The sequence below is a fragment of the Albirhodobacter sp. R86504 genome (genome assembly GCF_042466415.1).
Classification (GTDB): Bacteria; Pseudomonadota; Alphaproteobacteria; order Rhodobacterales; family Rhodobacteraceae; genus Albirhodobacter.
Genome location: NZ_JAXHCH010000002.1, coordinates 2750788 through 2773389 on the forward strand (window position 1 = coordinate 2750788; position 22602 = coordinate 2773389).

At 58.4% G+C, this 22602-nt stretch carries 22 protein-coding genes; 15 read left to right on the plus strand and 7 right to left on the minus strand.

Features of this window, described 5'->3' with window-relative positions; all coding sequences use genetic code 11:
- The first annotated feature begins 62 nt into the window (after positions 1–62).
- The 6 genes from SJY32_RS15290 to SJY32_RS15315 are packed head-to-tail and all read left to right on the plus strand — an operon-like array spanning position 63 to position 6478.
- The gene (locus tag SJY32_RS15290) at positions 63–1142 is read left to right on the plus strand and encodes a hypothetical protein (protein WP_376877317.1); all 1080 of its coding nucleotides are present in this window, start codon (positions 63–65) and stop codon (positions 1140–1142) included.
- Positions 1143–1145: 3 nt separating this feature from the next.
- Entirely contained in the window at positions 1146–2276 is a 1131-nt protein-coding gene (locus SJY32_RS15295) for a hypothetical protein (protein ID WP_376877320.1), read from the plus strand.
- Between the two features lie 30 nt (positions 2277–2306).
- Positions 2307–4235, plus strand: a complete 1929-nt coding sequence (locus SJY32_RS15300; protein ID WP_376877323.1) for an ATP-binding protein — start codon at positions 2307–2309, stop codon at positions 4233–4235.
- The gene (locus SJY32_RS15305; RefSeq protein WP_376877326.1) at positions 4232–5554 is read left to right on the plus strand and encodes a DUF6638 family protein; all 1323 of its coding nucleotides are present in this window, start codon (positions 4232–4234) and stop codon (positions 5552–5554) included. Before SJY32_RS15300 ends, SJY32_RS15305 begins: the two co-directional genes overlap by 4 nt.
- Positions 5554–5826 (plus strand): hypothetical protein, encoded by a 273-nt coding sequence (locus SJY32_RS15310; RefSeq protein WP_376877329.1) that lies wholly within the window; start codon positions 5554–5556, stop codon positions 5824–5826. Before SJY32_RS15305 ends, SJY32_RS15310 begins: the two co-directional genes overlap by 1 nt.
- A 7-nt stretch (positions 5827–5833) precedes the next feature.
- The gene (locus tag SJY32_RS15315) at positions 5834–6478 is read left to right on the plus strand and encodes a DUF1523 family protein (protein WP_376877332.1); all 645 of its coding nucleotides are present in this window, start codon (positions 5834–5836) and stop codon (positions 6476–6478) included.
- An 85-nt stretch (positions 6479–6563) separates the two neighbouring features.
- Here the strand turns inward: SJY32_RS15315 and grxD are convergent, their stop codons facing one another.
- From grxD to SJY32_RS15340, 5 genes are all read right to left on the minus strand, one after another.
- Positions 6564–6923 carry a Grx4 family monothiol glutaredoxin gene (grxD, locus tag SJY32_RS15320; protein ID WP_376877335.1) on the minus strand — a complete coding sequence of 120 codons (360 nt, stop codon included), beginning with the start codon at positions 6921–6923 and terminating at the stop codon, positions 6564–6566.
- Positions 6924–6960: 37 nt separating this feature from the next.
- Complete coding sequence (locus SJY32_RS15325; protein WP_376877338.1) at positions 6961–7203, minus strand: BolA/IbaG family iron-sulfur metabolism protein; 243 nt, start codon at positions 7201–7203, stop codon at positions 6961–6963.
- A gap of 168 nt (positions 7204–7371) precedes the next feature.
- Entirely contained in the window at positions 7372–9534 is a 2163-nt protein-coding gene (purL, locus tag SJY32_RS15330; RefSeq protein ID WP_376877341.1) for a phosphoribosylformylglycinamidine synthase subunit PurL, read from the minus strand.
- Positions 9535–9714: 180 nt separating this feature from the next.
- On the minus strand, positions 9715–10272 hold the full coding sequence (locus tag SJY32_RS15335; RefSeq protein WP_376877344.1) for a hypothetical protein: 558 nt from the start codon (positions 10270–10272) through the stop codon (positions 9715–9717).
- A gap of 515 nt (positions 10273–10787) precedes the next feature.
- Positions 10788–11696, minus strand: a complete 909-nt coding sequence (locus SJY32_RS15340) for a LysR family transcriptional regulator (protein WP_376877347.1) — start codon at positions 11694–11696, stop codon at positions 10788–10790.
- A 784-nt stretch (positions 11697–12480) separates the two neighbouring features.
- Between SJY32_RS15340 and murI the strand changes: the two genes are divergently transcribed.
- The 8 genes from murI (at position 12481) to SJY32_RS15380 (ending at position 19550) form a co-directional block, all read left to right on the plus strand.
- Positions 12481–13293 carry a glutamate racemase gene (gene murI, locus SJY32_RS15345; protein ID WP_376877350.1) on the plus strand — a complete coding sequence of 271 codons (813 nt, stop codon included), beginning with the start codon at positions 12481–12483 and terminating at the stop codon, positions 13291–13293.
- Positions 13294–13392: 99 nt separating this feature from the next.
- Entirely contained in the window at positions 13393–14421 is a 1029-nt protein-coding gene (gene argC, locus SJY32_RS15350; protein ID WP_376877352.1) for an N-acetyl-gamma-glutamyl-phosphate reductase, read from the plus strand.
- 24 nt (positions 14422–14445) lie between these two features.
- Positions 14446–14913 (plus strand): cytochrome c maturation protein CcmE, encoded by a 468-nt coding sequence (ccmE, locus tag SJY32_RS15355; RefSeq protein WP_376877355.1) that lies wholly within the window; start codon positions 14446–14448, stop codon positions 14911–14913.
- A gap of 73 nt (positions 14914–14986) precedes the next feature.
- Positions 14987–15598, plus strand: coding sequence for a holin-associated N-acetylmuramidase (locus tag SJY32_RS15360; RefSeq protein WP_376877358.1), 612 nt, complete (start codon positions 14987–14989; stop codon positions 15596–15598).
- A complete protein-coding gene (locus SJY32_RS15365) occupies positions 15589–16155 on the plus strand; it encodes a holin family protein (protein WP_376877361.1) in 567 nt (188 codons plus the stop codon). Before SJY32_RS15360 ends, SJY32_RS15365 begins: the two co-directional genes overlap by 10 nt.
- A 151-nt stretch (positions 16156–16306) precedes the next feature.
- Positions 16307–18262 (plus strand): heme lyase CcmF/NrfE family subunit, encoded by a 1956-nt coding sequence (locus tag SJY32_RS15370; protein WP_376877364.1) that lies wholly within the window; start codon positions 16307–16309, stop codon positions 18260–18262.
- Positions 18263–18264: 2 nt separating this feature from the next.
- Positions 18265–18711: a cytochrome c-type biogenesis protein CcmH gene (locus SJY32_RS15375; protein WP_376877367.1), complete on the plus strand. Its 447-nt coding sequence runs from the start codon at positions 18265–18267 to the stop codon at positions 18709–18711.
- Between the two features lie 62 nt (positions 18712–18773).
- Positions 18774–19550 (plus strand): enoyl-CoA hydratase-related protein, encoded by a 777-nt coding sequence (locus tag SJY32_RS15380; RefSeq protein ID WP_376877370.1) that lies wholly within the window; start codon positions 18774–18776, stop codon positions 19548–19550.
- Between the two features lie 72 nt (positions 19551–19622).
- On the opposite strand, the gene tal is transcribed toward SJY32_RS15380, so the two are convergent.
- Positions 19623–20552, minus strand: coding sequence for a transaldolase (tal, locus tag SJY32_RS15385; RefSeq protein ID WP_376877373.1), 930 nt, complete (start codon positions 20550–20552; stop codon positions 19623–19625).
- A 105-nt stretch (positions 20553–20657) separates the two neighbouring features.
- Positions 20658–21707 carry a hypothetical protein gene (locus SJY32_RS15390; protein ID WP_376877376.1) on the minus strand — a complete coding sequence of 350 codons (1050 nt, stop codon included), beginning with the start codon at positions 21705–21707 and terminating at the stop codon, positions 20658–20660.
- Positions 21708–21903: 196 nt separating this feature from the next.
- Between SJY32_RS15390 and SJY32_RS15395 the strand changes: the two genes are divergently transcribed.
- The gene (locus SJY32_RS15395; protein ID WP_376877379.1) at positions 21904–22548 is read left to right on the plus strand and encodes a sulfotransferase family 2 domain-containing protein; all 645 of its coding nucleotides are present in this window, start codon (positions 21904–21906) and stop codon (positions 22546–22548) included.
- Positions 22549–22602: the final 54 nt, after the last annotated feature.

Genomic DNA, 22602 nt, shown 5'->3' on the forward strand with positions numbered 1-22602 from the left:
AGGGCTTGTTGTTTCGCTATCGCGCCCCAAGATTGTAAATATGATTAACATTGGAGGGCCGGATGTCCAACCTCGACGTGCAAATTGCAGACACGAGCAAGCAAGTGGCGACGACGCAAAGCAAAATCGCAGAACTGACCCGCCATATTGAATCCGCCCGTGTCAAAATCGGGACGGATGTCGAGGGCGCGGCGCTGGATATCGAGAACGCCTCCCTCGCGGATGTCCAAGCCCACGCCGACGCGATGAGCGGAAATATCGCGGAGCTGATTATGGGGCTCGACGATGTTACGTCCGGCTTCTCAAAGGATTTCGACGCGCTTCGTTCCAAAACGGGGATGGAGAGTTTTATCGGCATTTTCTCGAAGGGAAAATCCGAAGCAATGCGCCAGGAACGTCTCCGCAGCGCGTCGATCGAGAGTAAGCTGCAAGATCTCATCGCGAAATCGGACGTGATTGTGAAGCTCCTGAATGGGCAACTCGCCGTTCTGGAGGATCAGAAAACCCGTGTTGAGGCCAATTTGGTGGCGACGCTGGACGAGCGCGAAATGACCGTGCAGGAATTGGAAGATCTGCGGCGTGAGATCACCGCGCTTGATCCTGCGATTATCGAGCTTGAAAACCAGATTGCGATGGAGATGGACGCCGCCAAGCGGACGTCACTTGAAACCGAACTGGCGGATTTGAACGTCAAGCACAACGCGATGGTGCGCGATGAGCAGGTCAAACTTGCCAAGAGCCAGACCTTGGAACGCTACATCGAGCAAGGCAAGACGTGGATGGATTCCCTGCAAAACCAAGCCGCGACGCAGATGGTACTTGTTAATAAGCTGGTGACGGATACCAAACAACGCGTTGTCCTTTATGACGCGCTGACGAAGTCGTTGAAAACTGCACAGCAACAAGAGGTTGCGCATCGGATCAACGAGATCGGCGTGGAGACGGATCAACAAGCGCAAGCCGCGATGGCGGGGATCGGCGCAGCAACAAATGCCCGGATGGCCGATATGCTGGAGAGCCACGAGGGCCAGATGGTTTTTGCGCGGGATGTGCTGGAGGCTAAGGCCAAGGCGGATGAGCGTTTTGCGCGGCGCTTTGCGGCGATTGTCGAGAAACACGACAAAAATCTTTACGGGAAGTAGGCCGTGGTCGATACGGCACTGACAGACGATCATCATGTTTTACGCGACGAGGGCCGCGCGCGGCGCTATTTCGCGAAATTTGACCGGATCACGCGACTATTGATGTCTGTCGCCGCCGAGATGGAGCGCGAGGGCAGCTTTTCGCGCACGGAAACCTCCGTGATCGCGGGGTATATTTCGGCCATTTCGGCGACCTTTTCGGCGCTATCGACGAAATATCTCATTGCGGGTCGATTGGAGGGGGCGTTTGCCAAGCACCTGACCATCGATCTGCACGAGAGCGGTTTTCCGATCTATCAAGAGTTGGCGACGATGGCGAACGACGCCGTGCAGGCGCGCGCCCATCTTGACGGCGCGCAAACCGAAGCGAGCCTGCGTGAGGAGATGGTGCGGGTGATGCTGTCGCAGGGGCGGATGCCCGTGGCGCAGCAATACGCGATGAGTCAGCGAAAGTATTTTGCGGCATTGCAAGAAGGCGGCCTGTTTTGGCCCCAAATGCATCCGCATTGCTCGTCGCCGATGGGCGAGGCGGAGGGGCCGCGGGCGCGGCGGCTGTATCAAATCCATTGGGCGGTCTACGACACGCAGCTCAACGTGCCTGTCATCTATTTGATGGAGATCGAGGATAGCGCGCGCACGCCGTTGGACCGTGATGCGGGGCGCTGGGCGTCCTTGCAAGCACACCTGTTGGCTCAAGCGGCGGCGGGGCTCAAGCTGCTGACGATCGTTAAGGGGATTGATGCCGATTTCGAGGCGCTCCATCCCAAGCGGCTGCGGCGTATTCATCTGGGTCCGATGTATTCCAGCGCCTTCACTTTGCAAACTGGCCCGATCCGCGAAGTTCTCGATGAGGCAAAATCCCCCGCGGGGGAGGATTGGGCGCTGGCGTGGACTTTGGAGGAACTGGCCTCTGCGGGGGTGGAAATCGAAAAAGGCTGGTTTTCCAAAACGGAGCGTCAAGTCTTCTCGCTTGATCCGCTCTCAGGGACGGAAACGGGCACAACGAAGATGACGCGCTCGGTCATTCTGCCGCAGCGCGCGTTTCAAGTGCTTGCGGAAAAAGCACCGCAGGGATTTCGCGATATACGTAAGTATGTCGTCGGGCGCGAGGGGCGGGTCATTGCATATACGTGAGGCCGAGAGCCTGTTGGGAAGGAAAGTCTGATGAGCGCTGGACGGGATGAAATGGAGCTGGCCGAAGCCTCAATTCGGGCGCAGTATCCGGCCGCGCGCGCTTTGCTGATGGGGTTTGATCATGCGCCCCGTCTGGCGACAGCGGTGGAGGCGTTGGCGGCGGAACGCTCAACCGGGATCGGAACGCGCCCTCGGTTTAGATCAACCACGCCCGGTTTGGTGACACGGACGAGCGCACGCGCGGAGGGGGTGCGGTTGCGCGACCGTATCTTGGGGGGCGACGAAGACCTGCCGAGCGTTGCGGGGGCGTCGGTGTTAAAAGGGTTGCGGCGCGCTTTGGCGATCGCTTTGGCGGTTGGCGAAGCCGTCGCGGACGCATCGGGCCTGACCGAATTGAAGCGAGCGAATTTTGAGGGGCGCTTGCCTGTCGAGCGCAAGCTCGAATTTTCTGAGTTGCTGGCGGTGCAATCGATCGCCGTGTTGTCGAGTTTCGCGAACGCGACGGGGTTTTTGCTCGCGCCCTTGGCGGCGGAGGGCAGTCTTGAAATTGGTGACGTTGAGGAAGTCCTCACGGATAATGCCCAGCTTGCGCTGCACGGCGCACTTTGGGAGTTAGATCAAGATCTTGCGGTGTTTGCCGATGACGAGATCAAATTGGTGCAGGTCGTGCTGGCCTATGCAGAGGCGTTGATGCGCAAGGTGCAGATGCGCGGCATGGGGGCCGCGCGAATCGGGGCCTTCACCGGGTCGACATGGCGCGTTGCGGCGGATGATTTTCCGATTGCGGGGTTCGAGCCCGCCCGAAAATCCCGCGGAACAAGCCTGACAATGCAGTTCAAAAAACCACATGAAGTCGTTGGCAATCATATCGCGAAGTATCAGGCCATGCGGCTGGCGAAAATGTTGATGGCTTATGACTTCGAGCGCAAATTGAACCCGTTTGCGGACCTGGGCGGTTTCATCTTTACCTTCATGGGGGATGGCAAGCCGGGAACCGGAAAGACCACATTGATTCAAATGATGGCGGGGCTTTTGCATGAGTATTGCGACGTCGCGGGCTATGCATTCCGGTATCAAAACCTGTCGATTGATCAGGTCGACAGCTATCAAGGCAAGTCGGGCCAGAACGCAAAATCGTTTATTTCGAACATTCTAGACCCTAGCGTAATCGGGTTTGGGACGATTGACGATATCGATCAGATCGCGGGCAAGCGCGGCGATAAGCAAAGCTCGGCGGGTCAGCAGGAGATTACGGCGGTATTGATGGAGGCCTTTGCAGGGGCGAATACGGTCGTGCGCGGCAATTGTACCTTCGGGATGTTTTCCAATTATCCCGAGAATGTCGACGATGCGCTGCGCCAGCGCGCTGGGGCACGGTTTTTGGTGGACGGCCCGCAAACGCGCGACGACTACGTTGATATTCTCGCACTTTTGCTGGGTAAACGGCACGATATTCCAATGGGCGATCATTCGCTTTACGCCGCGCAAGAGATCCAGCGCGCGGTGCGAGAAAGCTATGAGGGTCATGCGCGCCCCCATGAGCCGGAACTGCTCAAGGTCTTCGCGCACGTCGAGAGTCGCATCGGGCCGCTTGATACGATTGCGAAGCTCGGCGGGTATCTCAAGGCTATTCAGGACGCCGATCCGCGCTTCACAGGGCGAGCCATCAAGAACATTACGGACGCGGTTAAAACCCGCGCGATGGATTTCGAATTGCCGGATGACTGGATGGAGCAGCCGGACCTCTTCCTGCGTAAGGGGTATGACGAAAAGGCCGCGATGATTGCGGAATTGCGCAAGCCCGTGACGGCACAGATGGTTGTTCAGGAAATCAACCGCTACGCCGATTCCGAATTCCGCTATGCCGATAAATCCGACGCCCTCGCGATTGAGGCGATGGTGCGTGACATGGGCCGCGCGGAGGAGGCCAAACGCCGCTATCTGGAGGGGCGCGGATGAGGCGCCTCATCGATAAGGGATTGATGTTCGGTAATTTAATTCGGGTTGAGAGCCCCGCGTTGGTTGAACGATACAACCGTGCCTTGAGCCAGTTGACGGGCAGGCGGACAGCGCTGGAGGCGTTCCATATTGATATATCGGGGTTTTCGCCCGAGGTTGCGGATGAGTTGGGAGACCCTCTCTATCTCAACCCAAATGGATGCAATCGGCAGTTTATCTTGCTCGCGCCCGAGCAGAAAACGGCGCCGCTTTTGGATGCGAAGTTTTCCATGTCGCGGGATGTTTTGCGACAGTTTATCACGCGAAACGAGGCGCAAATCTTTTCGCTGACCGCGCGGGATGCGATGTGCGGTGAGATCGAGAATTCCGTCTTCGATCTTCATGATCCGAACCGGCTCCTCAACATCCGGTGGCTGTCGGTCGTGGCGGATACCACCGGCAATCACGTCGCTGAGGCGGCGCGTCTGACCCAGCTTATCGCGCGGTTTCAGACGGAGGCGTCCGCCTGGCATGATGACGATCTGATGCGCGATATCATTGAGGCGTCGCGCAAAACGGGTGACGTAACGCGCAACCCCCTGACCTTGCAGGCGACCGAAGTCGAGTCCGTGGATTACTGGACGTCGCATTTTGGGGGTGTCTATCTGTTTCGCTCGACAGCTCAGGCGGTTGCGATCTGTATGGGCGAGCGTCTGGCGCAGCTACGTGTCGACAAGGTTCTAACCGGTGTGCAGCGCAACGAAATCGCCCAGTTTCTGGAGCAAAACGGCCTTGTCGAGCCGCTTGTAAACGGGCGCGGCGATCAGGCGGGGGCGATCATCCGGCAAAAGATGGATTTCATTTTAGTCGACGCGGCCGCAGATCTGGGAGTGGCGCAGGTAGGTTCACGCAGGGAGCTTCGCAAAGTCGCGCAATCCTTAGGCGCGAATTTGCCACCAGCGTTTGACGGCTTGGCGGCGCTCTTGCGATGGGCGGAGGCCGATGGCCCGTGGCCTGCGATCGATTCCCGTCATCCAGCGTATTTTTACACGTTGCGCGCGCGACAGGGCCCGTTGCGGGATCAGGTCAACATGTTGCTGGCTGAGCTCGCGCCGCTGGATGTGCGCGCGCTGTATATCTGCCATAAGGAGCTGTTTTATAAGCTTTACGCAGCCTGGCCGGACATCAAGCGTGCCTATGTGGCGGATTTTCTCGAAAAAGAGTATCTGATTGATAAGGTTGGGGCACGCAAGCGATTGTTTGGCGCTGAGCCACAGATGCCAGTGCGCGATACGGTTGAGTTGGTTGGCCCTTGGGGGCCGATAAGTGGGGGTGAGTGATGGTGGCTTTACTGCGTCTAGGGGTTTTCGGCCTCGTGATCCTGACGGTAATCTACTGGATCATGCGCCTTTACCTGCGGTCGCTCCGGCGTGAGGACCTTGAAAACGACTGGGATCGGGAGCATCCGCAAGATAGGGTGGGCCGTGACGCCTTCGTCGAGCAAGGCATGGCGGACTACGCCAAGAGTCTACGAGTGAAGCTCGTTTGGCTGGTCTACATCATTCCGGTCACGGTGGTCGGCGTGTTGATTTATCTCGTGAATTACGCGTGAGGCGCAAATGAAATACGTAAAGTGGACTTTCCTGTCGTTGATCGCGATCTTGTTGCTATCTTTCTTCCACTACACCTTGCCGCAGCATGATGTCGTGCGGATCGTGGGAACGGAGAACCGCCGGATCGATTTCGGTGAGAATTCGTTCTTCTGGGCGCAAGCGGATGTGGGTACATCGGCGAACACCAATCGCGATGTCTTCTTTATCCAATCGGTGCAACCGAACGGAAAGCCCATGGTCTATCGCAATGAAGATACCGGCTGGGGCTGGCCGCCGTATTTCAAGCTGAACTCGTCGAACCTTCAGGCACAAGCGCAATCGATGGTCTCCAACGCGGCAAACCCGCAATGGGTCATGGTGACGCATTATGGTTGGCGCAACGAATGGTTTACGATTTTCCCCAACGCGGTTGGCTTGAAAGAGGTTGAATCCCCTGACGCGACGGTCGTGCCATGGGTGAATATCACTATCCTGATCACGCTCTTGCTCTTGGTGCTGACGATCCGCGCGATCTTCTTGCAGTTCAAGCAGCGGTCGATCGATCCCGTTTTTGACGATATCGGTGAGGCATGGGACGATGTCGAGGAAGGTGCAGGCAGTGCTGGTAAAAAGGCCAAGGGCCTTTGGGGGCGTCTGACGGGAAAGCGGTAAGCATTTCGCATGTCGCGCAAGTTGTCCGGTAAAAAAGGCGGGCTCCATCACGGGCCCGCCTTTTAAACTGTGGTTCGTGCAGACCTTAGGCGTTCGCGGCGCGGATTTGCTCTGCTGCGTCTTTGTTGAACGCCACGCCGTTAGCTTCAAACAGGGTGTCTAGTTCGCCGGTGATGGTCATCTCGGTAATAATATCGCAGCCGCCAACGAACTCGCCTTTGACGTAGAGCTGTGGGATCGTTGGCCAGTCGGAATAGTCCTTGATACCTTGACGGATGTCGGCATCGGCCAGCACGTTAACATCTTGATACTCGACGCCCATGAAATTCAGCACGCCTGCGACGCGGCTGGAAAAACCGCATTGCGGCATTTCTTTCGTGCCCTTCATGAACAGGACGACGTCATTTTTCGTAACGGTATCTTTGATTTGGTCGATAGCGGTCATCGCTGTGATCCTTTCGGGAATACGCGCGGGGCGCAGTTTATTCAGGGGCTTTGGTGGTCAATGCAAGAGCATGGAGCGGCGCGTTTGCCCCGTCCATTGCCCCTTTTAATGAGGCGAAAACGGCGCGCTGTTGTTGCACGCGGTTCATCCCCTTGAACGAGGCATCGATGACTTCCGCTGCCCAATGGTTTCCATCGCCAGCAAGGTCGGTGATGGTGATTTTCGCATCGGGGAAATCGCTGCGGATCAGGGCTTCAATGTCATGGGCTTCCATCGGCATGGGCATCTCCTCAATGGTTGAAATGAATCTAGGTGTCCGTCGCGCAAGCTGCAAGGGGTGGGTGGGGGTTGCACGCGCTTAACTGGCTGCGCTGGCGTGACGCTCCGCGTGGGGACCGCCGCAGAGCAGCAGGCGAGAATTGGGGGCAGGGACGCCCCCAATCAATTCTTAGCCCGAGATCGCTGCGGCGAAAGCCGTGCGATAGGTCGCGGCGAGGGCGTCCAACGCGGCGGTATCGCCCCCGAACATCACAGAATCGCCGCCAAAATGGCCAACGCGGGCGATCGGGACGCCTGCCGCTTGTGCGGCAGTCTCGAGCGCATCTGCGTTCGCTTCGGTGGCCGCGACGAGGTAGCGCGCTTGGTCTTCACCGAACAAAGCGGCAATTTCGTCAGACTGCAGTGTGACGCCGACGCCAGCCTCTTGTGCCATCTCGAATGCGGCCAACGCGAGGCCGCCATCTGCGAGATCGGTCGCTGAGGACAGCAGTTTGCGATTGTCGCGCAAGAAGGTGCCGTTCTTCAATTCAGCATCGAGATCAACGTGCGGTGCATCGCCTGTCTCGTTGCCGAAGGCCTCAAACGCCAGCGCGGATTGGCCGAGGTGGCCTTTGGTCTCGCCGATGACCAGCGCAATATGGCCTTCAGCCGGCACGCCAGAGATCAAATCGTCCAGGTTCGAAATCAGACCAATCGCGCCGATTGTCGGTGTCGGCAAAATGCCGGCGCCGTCGGTTTCATTGTAAAGCGAGACATTGCCCGAAACGATCGGCACATTCAGTGCCCGCACAGCCGCATCGATGCCCTTAATTGCGCCGACGAACTGGCCCATAATCTCCGGCTTCTCAGGGTTGCCGAAGTTCAGGTTGTCTGTCGTAGCGAGGGGCAATGCGCCAACTGCGGTGAGGTTCCGGTACGCTTCGGCAACGGCTTGTTTGCCGCCTTCAAACGGGTTCGCCTTCACATAGCGCGGGGTGACATCCGAGGTGAAAGCCACGCCTTTATTGGTGCCGTGAATACGGATGACGCCCGCGCCCATTCCCGGACGGCGGATCGTGTCGCCCATAACTTGGGTATCGTATTGCTCATAGACCCACGCTTTGGAGGCGTAGTTCGGCGAGGAGATCAGCGATTTCAGGCCCTCAATCGGGCTGATGTGCGGCAGATCGGTCATCGCGCCGGCCTTAGGGGTCTCCACCCATGGGCGATCGTACTCGGGCGCGGAGGAGGAGAGCTCGGAAAGCTTCAGATCCGCTTTCACTTCGCCATTGTGCAAGATCAAGAAGCGGTCTTCGGCAATGGTTTCCCCAACAATCGCGAAATCGAGATCCCATTTCACGAAGATCGCGCGTGCGATGGCCTCCATTTCGGGCTTGAGAACCATGAGCATCCGCTCTTGGCTTTCCGAGAGCATCATTTCATAGGCGGTCATATTGGTTTCGCGCTGCGGCACGTTTTCCAAGTTCAGCTTGATGCCCAAGCCACCCTTGTCGCCCATTTCCACCGCGGAGCAGGTCAAACCCGCCGCGCCCATATCTTGAATCGAGATAACGGAGCCCGACGCCATCAGCTCCATGCAGGCTTCCATCAGGCATTTTTCGGTGAACGGATCGCCGACTTGCACGGTGGGGCGTTTGTCCTCGATGGTGTCATCGAATTCTGCCGAGGCCATCGTCGCGCCGCCCACGCCATCGCGGCCGGTTTTCGCGCCAAGATACACCACCGGCATGCCGACGCCCGAAGCGGCAGAGTAGAAGATTTTATCCGCATCCGCCAAGCCCGCCGCGAAAGCGTTCACGAGGCAATTGCCGTTGTAGGACGGGTGGAAACGTACTTCGCCGCCAACATTCGGAACGCCGAAGCAATTGCCGTAGGATCCGACACCCTCAACCACGCCTTTAACGATGTGGTTGGTTTTCGGATGGCTTGGCATCCCGAAGGAAAGGCTATCCATCGCGGCAATCGGGCGCGCGCCCATGGTGAATACGTCGCGCAAAATCCCGCCTACGCCCGTCGCGGCGCCTTGGTGGGGTTCGATATAGGACGGATGGTTGTGGCTCTCCATTTTGAAGACGATCGCCTGACCATCGCCAATATCGACGACGCCCGCATTTTCACCCGGGCCACAGATCACTTGGTCGCCTGTCGTGTGCAAAGTGCGCAGCCATTTCTTCGACGATTTGTAGGAGCAATGCTCATTCCACATCGCGGAGAAAATACCGAGTTCGGTGAAGGTCGGCTCGCGGCCGATGATTTCGAGGATCCGCGCATATTCGTCGGGCTTCAGGCCGTGTGCGGAAATCAGGTCGGGGGTGATTTGCGGCTCGTTCATGGAGTCCTCCGAAGGGCGCGAAGTTTGCGGTTTCATAGGCTATCGGGGGGCTCGGGGAAAGGGGCCGCAGCGTCACGCAGCCAGCATTTTACGCGAAAGGCGCGTAAAAATGACGAGCGCCCCCGAAAATCGGGGGCGCTCGCAGCAGTGCTCATCGCGCTAGGCGCTTGAACGTTAGCCTTAGATTTGTGCTTCGAGATTGCTCAACAGATCCGAGAGCGTCCAAGCAAGCTCGATCTGGCCATCAGCGGCCGTGCCTTGCGGGACTTTAATCTCAAACTGCGAGACTTCGGTTTCCAAGGTTTCCGAGACCTTCACCAGCACTGTATCGTAACCGTCGCCCGACGGCGTCACGCTTTCAATGCTGCCGATGGAGGCGTTATCGGCCGTGGTTACAGCGCCCATTTTGCCCAGCTCAGATTGATTGTCGATGATGCCCTTATCGCGGGCCAACTGCTGGTCGGCGGGGATGGCTGCTTCACCCATCGAGCCGCCAAATTCCGGCTCGGCAGCGCCAAGCTGCGCATCAACAAGGCCATACTCGTCCTCGATTGCGTCGCTCGTCGGGATCATGCCGGTCGACGTTTCGTCTTTATCGATGAATTTGCTACCGATTTGCGCGTCCATGATGCCTGCCGGATATTCCGAATCTGTGAACTGATCCGCAAGTGCCGGGCCGGAAAGGGCCATCAGGCCAGCGAGGGTGGTCGAGGTGATGAGAGCGTTGAACTTGGTCATGTCTATTCTCCATATCTTAGTGCCGGCGGCTCTGCAGGATGCAGGTAGCTCGTTCGTCCGACTGTTCATGGGAAGACAACTCGCCGCGGCGTGAGAAAGTTCAAACGCAATAATGTGAAGCTGCGGCGCGTGAATCTGCGGAACCTTTTGCGGCGCGATGTGTTTGCGCGGCCCCGCGCCACCTGCCGTGCCATCTGCCGCGCCGACATTCTGTGCACATTCCATCCTCGACGCACCAAGTCGGAGGGCGGGGTATCCTTTGGGGGAGCTCTCTCATCTGCGCGGGGCGGCGCGATATAATAGCGAGTGCCAAAAAAAAGGCCGAGCTTTCGCTCGGCCGAAGTCCAACAGGGAGGTAAAACTGATGAGAGTTTCCTCATATCACCAGCTTCGTTGCCCGATATATGGGCGGTGTGCGAACCGATCAAGGGGAATCGGCTTGATAAACCGCATTGCTGATATGCGCTGGGCACATGGCGGGACGAGGCATTGCCCCGACGTGGCCGAGATGGTGGTTATTCGTTGCTCTCGTCCTGCGACTGCTGCCGGCGGTAGGCCATGATTTCTTCTTGGACGAAATCACGGAACACTGAAACTCGGCGAGATTGGCGCAGCTCCTCCGGATAGGCGAGGAAGACAGGCACTTCGACAGATTCCACATCGGGAAGAACGCGCACGAGATTCGGGAAATCGGCCGTCAGATAGTCCGGCAAAATCCCGAGGCCAATATTATTCAAGACGCCCTGAAGAACGCCGAAGTAATTATTCATCGTCAGGGTAGACGGCGCGCTATTGGTCAAAAGCTGTTGGCTGAGCGAAGCGCCCGCCTGCACCTGCGGCGTAGAGGGGTTTTGGCAAATCAAGCGGTGGGTCGATAGCTCTGCCTGCGTTGTGGGAGTGCCGTTCCGCGCGAGATATTCTTTCGAGCCGTAAAGACGCATGCGGATGTTCAACAGTCGTTTGCGGATCAAATCGGCCTGCGACGGCTCTTTCATCCGGATCGCCACGTCCGCTTCGCGCATGGGGAGGTCGAGGACTCGCTCCTCCAAGATCAGATCGATTTTCAGATCAGGATAGCGGTCATAGAGCTTGACGAGGCGTGGCGCGAGCCACAGTGTCCCAAAGCCCGTGGCCGTTGTGACTTTCAGTTCGCCAAAAACTTCCTCCTCGCTGTCACGGATGCGCGCGGAGGCGGTGTCGAGCTTTTGCGCCATCGTCGAGGTGGCATCAAACAGAAGCTCGCCTTGCTCTGTGAGAATAAGACCCCGTGCGTGGCGGTGGAAAAGGGTCGTTCCCAAACTTTCTTCGAGCGACCTGATCTGCCGCGAGACGGCCGATTGCGAAAGGTGCAGCGTATCTCCCGCATGCGTGAGCGAGCCCGCATCCGCGACAGCGTGAAAAATCCGCAGCTTATCCCAATCCATAACGGCACCTTCTGGTAAACAATCGATCAATTAAAGAGCTACCGTCAATATATAGCATTGAATGATATAACAAATGACTTTGCGGGAATTTTTCGTCTCGCAACGCGGTTTTTATCTGATGTGATCACATTGCGGCCCTGGTCGGCTGGGGGCGGTCTTGAGGCGGCCTTGCTATCGGTGTTTGTCGGGGGGAGAAGCGGTTTTGTTTAAGTGCAGCGCCGTAGGGCGCGCGGGGCAAGCTTGATGGGGGCCGCGTGCGAGGTATGGCGCTGTTTTCTGGGCCTCATGCGTAAGGCATTGGTTTGCGGGCCGTAAATTCGCAGGGGCTACGCAGCCCGTTGCAAGGTGGGCCGTTTGGCGCCAGCAATCGGTGTCACAAGACAGGCCGCGATCTTGCTTTTGCGGCGCTGATTGCGCGCTGCGATGGTTCCGGAAAGCATTGAAAAGCACTGCGGGGATGGGCGTTTCCGGATGTGCAGGCTTTATTCACCCGCTACCTGAAAGCCTGCAAGCCATGCGCGGATGCCTGTTTTTTGAACGTATGACAAACAAAAAGGCAGGCCGCACCCCGCGCGCATGAACAACATGATTCGCTGAATGACGGCCAGCTCATGTCGATGTGGGGCGCCGCTCCTCCGATAGGGCCGAGATTTTCGCGCGGTCGACACTGCGTTCAAGCCCGCAATATCGCGTGATCTGCGATGGATTTCCGCGACGTAGATCGCTAAGAGGGAGAGAACGATCTGGCGTGACCGGATCATCAATCTCGCATGCGGGGGCTGGCATGGCAGTAGGCGTTTTCGATAGTGGGCTTGGCGGGCTGACGGTGCATGAAGCGCTGGTCAAACGCTTGCCGGAACAGGCTTTTGTCTATTACGGCGATAACGCCAACGCGCCCTACGGGGTGCGCGATGCGGATGATATTTACAAGCTGACGTGCCAAGGGGTGGAGCGGCTTTGGGAGGAGGGGTGCGATCTCGTCATCCTTGCTTGCAACACAGCCTCTGCGGCCGCTCTCAAGCGGATGCAAGAAATGTGGCTGCCCGAGAATAAACGGGTTCTGGGGGTCTTCGTCCCGTTGATCGAGGCGCTGACCGAACGCCAATGGGGCGACAACTCGCCTCCACGCGAGGTCGCGGTGAAGCATGTGGCGTTGTTTGCGACCCCGGCCACAGTCGCGAGCCGCGCGTTTCAGCGTGAGCTGGCGTATCGTGCGATCGGCGTGGACGTCGAGGCGCAGCCCTGCGGCGGTGTCGTGGATGCGATCGAGGCGGGCGATGAGATTCTCGCAGAACAAATCGTGCGCAGCCATGTCGAAGCGCTCTTGCGCCGGATGCCGAAGCCCGAAGCGGCGATCCTCGGATGCACGCATTATCCGTTGCTGCAAAACGAGTTTCAGGCTGCGTTAGGTGCGGACGTGAAAGTCTATTCGCAAGCCAATCTCGTTGCTGAAAGCCTCGCGGATTATCTCACGCGGCGGCCGGAGTTCACGGGCGCGGGCACCGTGTCAAAATACCTTACGACTGGGTCTGCGGCGGCGGTGTCGAAACATGCGACGCAATTCCTAAAGCGTTCGATCACGTTCGAGAACGCCTAGGGCGCAGGGCGCTCACTGGGGCTAGCATGGCAAAAAGCGGGCTTTTACATTACATTTCGCGCAGATGATCAGCATCGTTTCGCGGCATTGGGGGCAGTTATGACACAGAAAATCGCAATTTTGGGTGCGTCGGGATACACTGGCGCGGAATTGGTGCGCCTTATCGCGACACATCCCAGCATGGAAATCGTAGCCCTTTCCGGCGACCGTAAGGCGGGAATGGCGATGGGCGACGTTTTCCCGCATTTGCGGCATATGTCGTTGCCAGTGTTGCAAAAAATCGAGGATATCGATTTCTCGAACGTTGATCTCGCATTTTGCGCCTTGCCGCATGCGACCTCTCAGGCAGTGATTAAGGATCTTCCAACGACGCTGAAGATCGTCGATCTGTCTGCCGATTTCCGGCTGCGGGATCCGGCGGAGTATGAGAAATGGTATGGCAAGCCGCATTCCGCCATCGAGATGCAAAAAGAAGCGGTCTACGGGCTCACCGAATTCTACCGCGACGAGATTCGCGCAGCGCGACTTGTCGCAGGGACGGGCTGCAACGCGGCAACAGGCCAATATGTTGTGCGACCTTTGATCGAGGCGGGCGTGATTGACCTCGATGAAATCGTCATGGATCTCAAGGCGGGTGTTTCGGGTGCGGGGCGGTCGCTCAAGGAAAATCTTCTCCATGCCGAGCTGTCAGGTGGCACGCATCCCTATTCTGCCGGTGGCACGCACCGTCATTTGGGCGAGTTTGACCAAGAGTTCAGCCTGCTTGCAGGACGCCCTGTGCAGGTGCAATTCACGCCGCATTTGATGCCGTTTAATCGTGGTATCCTAGCGACAGTTTATGTGCGCGGCGAAGCTCAGGCGATCTATGATGCGCTGGCCACGCGGTACGCGGATGAGCCTTTCATCGAGGTGCTACCTTTTGGCGCACTCCCCTCGACACGCTCGGTTGCAGGGTCCAACTACGTTCATATCGGCGTGACGGCGGACCGGATCGCAGGACGGGTGATCGTTGTCGCGGCGCTTGATAACCTGTGCAAAGGCTCGTCCGGTCAGGCGATGCAAAACGCAAACTTGATGCTCGGAAACGACGAGACGGCTGGTCTGCTTTTGGCGCCGGTCTTCCCGTAAACCGAAACCTGTCGCGAGGGCTGGATGAAAAGTCTGAAGAAAACACGCCGAATTCAGGTGCTTATTGTGGCATCCTTGGCGCTGGCCGTGTCGGCGGCGTTGATTGGCTACGCGTTTCGCGACGGGATCAACCTGTTCCGATCGCCCTCGCAACTGGTCGAAAAAGCCCCCTCCGAAGCGGAGTATTTTCAGCTCGGCGGTTTGGTGAAAGAGGGATCGATTTCGGGGCTGGATGGCGTGCAGTTCAGCTTCGTGATCACCGACAATGCCGAGGAAATCCCGGTGCGCTATGTCGGCCGCGACCCACGGCCGGATTTGTTTTCCGAAGGCACGGGCACGATCGCCAAGGGGTATTACCGTGCGGGGGTGTTTGAGGCGGATGAGCTTCTGGCTAAGCACGATGAAAACTACATGCCGCGTGAGGTCGTCGACAGTTTGAAAGAGCAAGGCATCTACCAACCCGCTGACGAAGACGAAAGCGTGTCGTATTGACCAGCGCGCGCCGCGGTAGCGGGCTTTAACCAAATCTGCAGCACCTTCCCGATGGGAATTCGGGAAGGGTGCCATGCAAACAGTTCAAGAAATCGCTAGAGAAATTGTCGCGCGTGAGGGCGGCTATGTGAATGATCTCGCCGATCCGGGCGGGGCAACAAAATACGGCGTGACCATCGCGACGATGCGGCGGTTGGGGTTGGATTTGACGCGCGACGGTGTTGTGACCGAGGCTGATGTTCGAGCCTTGACCCAAGAACAGGCCGTGCAGATTTTCGTCACAGAGTATTTTGAGCGGACCGGTTTGGCGCGGCTTCCAGATAGCTTGCAAGCCACCGTTTTTGATATGTATGTCAACGCCGGATCAAACGCGGTGCGCATCTTGCAACGTCTTTTGAATGACATGGGTGAGAGCCTTGTCGTGGACGGAATGCTCGGCGGCTTGACCGTCGCGGCCAGCCACCGTGCCGCGCAGACAGCCCCGGACCATCTGCGAGATGCCTACGGGATTGCACGGCGCAACTACTATTATGCGCTGGCGGATGCGCGCCCGATGAGCCGTAAATACGCGCGGCGGCGCGATGGCGGCAAGGGCGGTTGGATCTTGCGCGCGGAGGAATTCATCGCGCCGAAATACCACCTCACGGAAGGGGCGCATCGCGCACGGGTGGCGTCATGGGCTTGATCGACAAAGTTCTGGGAGGTGCGGCCGCGACCGAAGCCTTGGGCCGTGCGGCGACATCGGTGGCGGAAGTTTTCAAGCCGAATGCGACAGCGCAGATGGCGAATTCGCACGAGGCGTATATCGCGTCTCTCTCGCAATATGGCACAGAGTTTTCTGTGGCGCGCCCTGGTATTTTTGACAGCGTTGTCAATGGCTTGAACCGACTTCCGCGGCCGTTTCTGGCCTTTGGGACATTGGGGTTATTCGTTTACGCGATGATTGATCCGGTCAGCTTTTCGCAAAGGATGGTGGGGCTTGGCTATATTCCAGAGCCGCTGTGGTGGCTGTTGGGGGCGATTGTGGGCTTCTATTTCGGGGCGCGTGAGGCGTTCCATTTTCGTGCGCAACCCAGTGTCGCGCCGCGTGCTGCAACTTCTCAAACTGATGCCACAGGCACGCAGGGTTCTCATCATTCTGTGTCTGGGGTTGGCGGCGATGTGCGCGGCGTGGATGGCCCTGAGGAAAATGAGGCGCTGATGGATTGGATGGTGCGGCACGGGCGCAAACCCGCCTCCTGAGGTCTTAAGGCCGCGCGGCCGTTCTCGCCGCCGCGCGGCGCTCACATCGCGCTTTCTTCCGGCTGCGACATCACGGCACGTTTTGCGGCCGCATCCGCCTTGGCCTTCCACGCACATCCGCATATGATCGCGCCGCGCATAGGAGGCTATCATGCTCGCAGAACTTGGCCATTTCGCCCTGATCCTCGCCTTTGGCGTGGCCATCATCCAGACGGTTTTCCCGCTTATCGGAGCGCATCAAAGATGGCGTAGCTGGATGGCGGTGGGCGATCCCGCGGCAACGGCGCAGTTCTTGCTTATCGCGGGCGCGTTTGCGGCGATTACCTATGCGTTCGTTACGTCCGATTTCTCGTTGCAACTCGTTTACGCAAATTCGCATACCGATAAGCCGATGCTCTATAAAATATCGGGTGTCTGGGGCAATCACGAAGGCTCCATGCTGCTTTGGGTGTTGATCCTCGCAGGGTTCGGGGCGGCGGCGGCGTGGTTTGGCGGCGACCTACCAGATAGCCTTCGTGCGCGCGTCTTGGGCGTTCAAGGTGCGATCGGGGTCGCGTTTTTGGCGTTCATTTTGTTCACGTCAAACCCATTTACCCGCATGGTAGAGCCCGCGTTCAACGGTCGCGATCTGAACCCGCTGTTGCAAGATCCCGGTCTCGCGTTCCACCCACCATTCCTCTACCTTGGCTATGTCGGCCTCTCGATGGCATTTTCCTTCGCGGTTGCGGCCTTGCTGGAAGGGCGCGTGGATGCCGCGTGGGCGCGTTGGGTTCGCCCGTGGACGCTTGCGGCTTGGATTTTCCTGACAATCGGCATCGGTTTGGGGTCGTGGTGGGCGTATTACGAGCTTGGCTGGGGCGGATTTTGGTTCTGGGATCCGGTCGAAAACGCGTCCTTCATGCCTTGGCTTCTGGCCGCCGCTTTGCTTCATTCCGCCATCGTCGTTGAGAAGCGGGAATTGCTGAAAAGCTGGACGATCTTGCTTGCGATTATGGCGTTCGGCTTCTCCCTGATCGGGACGTTTATCGTGCGGTCTGGCGTCATTACATCAGTCCATAGCTTCGCAAGTGACCCCGAGCGCGGGGTATTCATTCTTGCGATTCTGGGCGGTTTTGTGGGAGGCGCGCTGATCCTTTACGCCGCACGAGCCGGTGCGATGGAGGCGAAAGGCGTGTTCTCGATGGTGTCCCGCGAGAGTGCTTTGGTCGCAAATAATATCCTGCTCGCCGTCTCGGCGCTTGTTGTCTTCACGGGCACGATTTGGCCCCTGATTGCGGAATTGTTCTGGGCGCGCAAGCTATCGGTGGGCGCGCCGTTCTTCGAGCAGGCCTTCACCCCGTTCATGATCTTGCTCGCGATTATTCTTCCGATCGGGGCCGTTATGCCTTGGAAACGCGCCCAGCTTTCACGGGCAGTCAAACCTATGATGCCGGCTTTAGGGTTGGCGCTGGCGGTTATGGCGCTGATCTGGGCGATGGGGGCAAACCGCTCTGCGCTTGCGTTGTTCGGGGCGGGTTTGGGCTCGTGGCTGGTCTTTGGCGCACTGACGGAGTTGTGGCTGCGTGCAGGTCGGACACCTGCGCGGCTGATGCGCTTGCCGCGCGCGGATCTCGGAAAAGCCTGTGCGCATGGTGGGCTCGGCGTGTTGTTCATCGGGGTTGCCTTGTTGATGGCCTGGGCCACCGAGGACGTGCGCGTCGCACAGATTGGCGAGCCATTCACTGTGTCAGGGTTCGAGATCACGCTCGACAGCGTCGATCAGGTTCAAGGCCCGAATTATGTGTCGGTGATGGGGACACTTTCCGTGCGTCGCGATGGCGAGCTGCTCACCGTGTTGCAGCCCGAGAAACGGAACTATCCCGTGCAAGCGATGCCAACCACAGAGGCCGCAATCGATAACGGGTTCTGGCGCGATATTTATCTGGTGATTGGGGATGCTCAAGAGGGCGGCGGATGGGCTGTGCGCAGCTATATCAAGCCGTTCACCAATTGGATTTGGGCGGGTATTTTGATCATGTCGTTTGGCGGGTTCTTGAGTTTGACCGATCGGCGGTACCGCGTTGCGGCAGGCGCGCGCAAAGCTGCAAAACTGCAACCGGCGGAGTGACTATGTTCAGATATCTTGCGCTTGTCCTGTTGTTGGCGTGGCCGGCCTTCGCGGTCGAACCGGATGAGGTTCTGGCAGATCCTGCGTTGGAATTGCGCGCGCGCGATATCGGGCAGATGCTGCGGTGCCCTGTGTGCCAAGGCGAGAATATCGACGAATCTAACGCCGAGGTTGCCAAGGATTTGCGGGTTCTGGTGCGCGAGCGGCTGGTCGCGGGCGATGAGAATTGGGAAGTCATCACCTATGTCACAGATCGCTACGGGGAATATGTTTTGTTCGAGCCGGAGGCGAAGGGCTTCAACCTGATCTTGTACTGGCTTGGGCCGGTCGCGCTTGTTTTGGCGATGTTGGGGGCTTTCGGGTTCATCCGTGGTCGTCGCAACACGGCAAGTCCGAAGGCGCTGACGCCGGAGGAGCAGGCACGGATCGACGAAATCCTGCGCGAGTGACGCTGTGTTCCGGTTTCGCCTTGCCCTGCCAGAGGTAATGTGAGGGGAAACGGGAGGAACAGATGAGCTTCGAAACTATCCGATACGAGCTGCATGACGGCATCGCGCAGATCACTTTGGCGCGGCCCGCCGTGATGAATGCGCTCAATACGCAAATGCGCACCGAGATTACGGACGCTATGACGCAAGCCGCTAGGGAAGCGCGCGTCGCAGTGTTGACGGGGGAGGGGCGTGCGTTTTGTTCTGGTCAAGATCTTGCGGACGGCGTGCGTCAGGGTGGTCTGGATTTTGAGCGCACGCTGCGTGACGAATATGAGCCGATGCTCAAATCGATTTACGACTGCCCGATCCCAACGATTTGTGCCGTGAATGGTCCTGCTGCGGGTGCGGGCGCCAATCTCGCGTTGGCTGCGGATGTTGTGATCGCCGCGCAAAGCGCGTCCTTCGTGCAGGCCTTCACGCGCATTGGTTTGATGCCCGATGCGGGCGGCACCTATTGGTTGCCGCGACAAATCGGTTTCTCGCGCGCGATGGGGCTCGCCCTGTTCGCCGATAAAATCATGGCGGATCAGGCGGCGGAATGGGGTATGATCTGGGAATCCTTGCCCGATGATGCGTTCGAGGCAGGGTGGAAAGCGCGCGCGGCACATTTGGCAAACGGCCCGAGTGTCGCTTACGGGGCGATCAAAGAAGCCCTCCGCGGCTCGTTTGAGCGTGATTTGCCGCAACAGCTCGAACTCGAGGCCAAATTGCAGGCCAAATGCGGGGCGACTGAAGATTTTATGGAAGGTGTTACGGCCTTTTTGCAAAAACGCCCCGCCGCTTTCAAAGGCAAATAGGCACGAGCTGTGATGAAAGAAGGGCCGGAGAGTACTCTCCGGCCCTTTTAAGTTGAACGGCGCGATAAGCGATCAGCGCGCAGCTTCGATCATCGCGTAGAGTTTCATCGTGTCTTTGTTGAAGTTACGGATACCTTCTGCGACTTTCTCGGTCGCCATAGGGTCCTCGTTCATCATCCAACGGAAATCGGCCTCATCCATCGGAATAGCCGCCATACCCGTGGCCTTATCGGCCGAGAGGCACACTGGCAGATCGCCCGTCGCGGCTTGCAACTCATTTAGCAAGTCCGGCGAAATCGTCAGACGGTCGCAACCCGCAAGCGCTTCAATCTGCCCGATGTTGCGGAACGACGCGCCCATGACGATCGTGTTGATGCCGTTGGATTTGTAATAGTCGTAGATCTTACGCACCGACAGCACGCCCGGATCTGTTTCTTGGGTGTAGCCATCGACGCCCTCGGCCTTTTTATACCAATCGGTGATGCGGCCAACGAAGGGCGAAATCAAGAACACGCCCGCATTGGCGCAGGCCACGGCTTGCGCGAGCGAGAAGATCAGCGTGAGATTGCAATTGATGCCTTCGGCTTCCAAAATCCGGCCTGCCTCGATACCTTCCCATGTGGCGGCGAGTTTGATGAGGATGCGATCTTTCGAGATCCCGCGAGCCTCGTACGCCGCGATGATTTGGCGCGCTTTCGCAACAGAGGCTTGCGTGTCGAACGACAGGCGCGCATCGACTTCGGTCGACACACGGCCGGGCACCAGTTTCGAAAGCTCTGCGCCGACAGTGACTGTCAGGTCATCTGCAATCGCCATCGTATCGCCGCCCTTCGCGACAGCCGCATCGAAATGCGCCTTGAACGCATCGGACTGTACCGCTTTGAGAACGATCGAAGGGTTGGTCGTGCAATCTTCCGGCGTCAGGGCTGCGACGGCATCAATATCACCGGTATCAGCGACGACGATGGAAAGCTTGCGGAGTTGTTCGAGTTTGGTGGTCATGGTCGATCCTCAAGGCTGTGTCCGATGGACTCGGGGTCATGTGGGGTCATCTCTCCTATGCGGCACGGCACGCAGCGGGTCAACATGAAGGGATGTTTTGCGGTGTTATCCGTCACAGATCGTTTGGAGAGCGATCCAATCGGAATCCTCCAAAACGGGTTCCGGCGCGGGCGCACCTTTGAAGGGATCGGCCTCGATCAACGATAAAACGCTCTCTCCCGTCGGGTCGATCGAATAAGCGTAAGGCGTGGACGACACACCGACTTTGGCGAATTCCGCGAGCAGCGCTTCTAGGCGAACGGCGTCCAGTTTAGGTGTGTGATTGTCCATGCCGCGCAGAAGGAATTCCCCGTAGCCGCGCAACGAATCCGGCGGGACTTCCCCCGTGGTCAAAAGATCGAACGCGGCGCCAAATCCCGCCCAGTCGAGCAAGCTGACGAGCGGGTCTTGTTTTTCGGCCTCAAGCTCGGCGGTGATAATATGCCCCGCGACAACCTCCGGCGTGTCTTGCGTGACGAGCAATGGCAAGCCCACCGCGACGACCCGCCCCGGAAGGCGGCGCACGCCGTTTAACGCTTCGGGCAGGATCGAGATCTCGTCTGCGCCCTTCAACCGCTCTGCAAGACGGGCAAGGGCGGCGTCGCCTTGCACGCTATGACACGGCGTGCCCGTCAGGGTCGTCAGATCCGCGAGCGCTGCGTGGCCGAGCTCAATGCGGTTCGCGAAGGGGGCGACATCCGCGACATGGCGGGTGGTCGCACCGGGCAACCACAAAATCGCGAACAGTGCAAAAACCCCTGCCGTCCCCATCCCGATACGCGTGCGGAGGCGCCCGGGGTGGGGGCGGCGGCTTTCGATCTTTGCTTGAACCTTCTCGATCGCGCCGATCATCGTCGTATCGTCGATCTCGAGTTCCTCATCCTGATCTGCCCCGTCTTCGGGTTTTGAGGGCGCAAATCGTGCGGGGATCTGGTTGGGGTTCAGGCGGGTGAGGGCGGGCAACGACCAGTGCGTCAAAGCACGGGCGGACCGTTCGTCAGAGATGACGATCGTGGCCTCACCAAAGGACACGATGACATCACGGCGCTGCGTCTTGGCGTTCTCGCGCCAGACGCCCGAACATTCGAGCCTTTGAAATTCGGGAAGCGCGGTCATGTGCCTGTATAGGTATCCTGGTCGTCGGGGGCCGTTTCGGCTTTTATAGCGTTTCCATCACGATAGCGCACGTAGCGTTGGGGTCAACTCGCGGATACGGGGAAGACGGGGCGGGGAGACGAATTCCGGCGGACGCCCGCCCGCGCGCCCGTAAGGGATAGCTTCTCACAGTCCCCGAATGAAGTTAGGATAAGGAATGATTATCTCGCGCGGTCGCCGCTACATCTTCGTGCATATTCCCAAAACGGGCGGCACCGCTTTAAGCCTCGCGCTTGAGGCGCGAGCGATGGCGGATGATATCTTGATCGGTGACACGCCAAAGGCAAAACGGCGTCGCGGGCGGCTGAAAAACCTGACGGCGCAGGGGCGGATCTGGAAGCATTCAACCCTTTCCGATGTCATTGGGCTGATTACCCCGCAGGAAGCCGAGAGCTTCTTTACCTTCACGCTTGTGCGTAACCCTTGGGACCGGATGGTGAGCTACTATCATTGGCTCCAAGCGCAGAGTTTCGATCATCCCGCCGTGCATCTTGCGCAGGCGTCGAATTTTTCGGGCTTTTTAAACGCGGCGCATACGATCAGTTCGGTGCAGGCCGCGCCCTACGGCAGTTATCTGCGAATGAACGGGCGCGAGCACTGCTCCGCATTCTTGCGTCTTGAGCATCTCGCGGAGGATCTAGCGCCGGTGGAGGCGCATCTCGGTTTTGCATTGGGGCAGATCGCGCGGGTGAATGAAAGCGCGCGCGGGCGCGATTGGCGCGAATATTACACCGATGCAGATGCCGCATTGGTGCGGCGGATCTGCGGGCACGATATCGATCGGTTCGGATACGAGTTTTAGGCGCCGTGATGAGCCCATTGAGACGAAACAAAAAAGCCGGGCATGTTGCCCGGC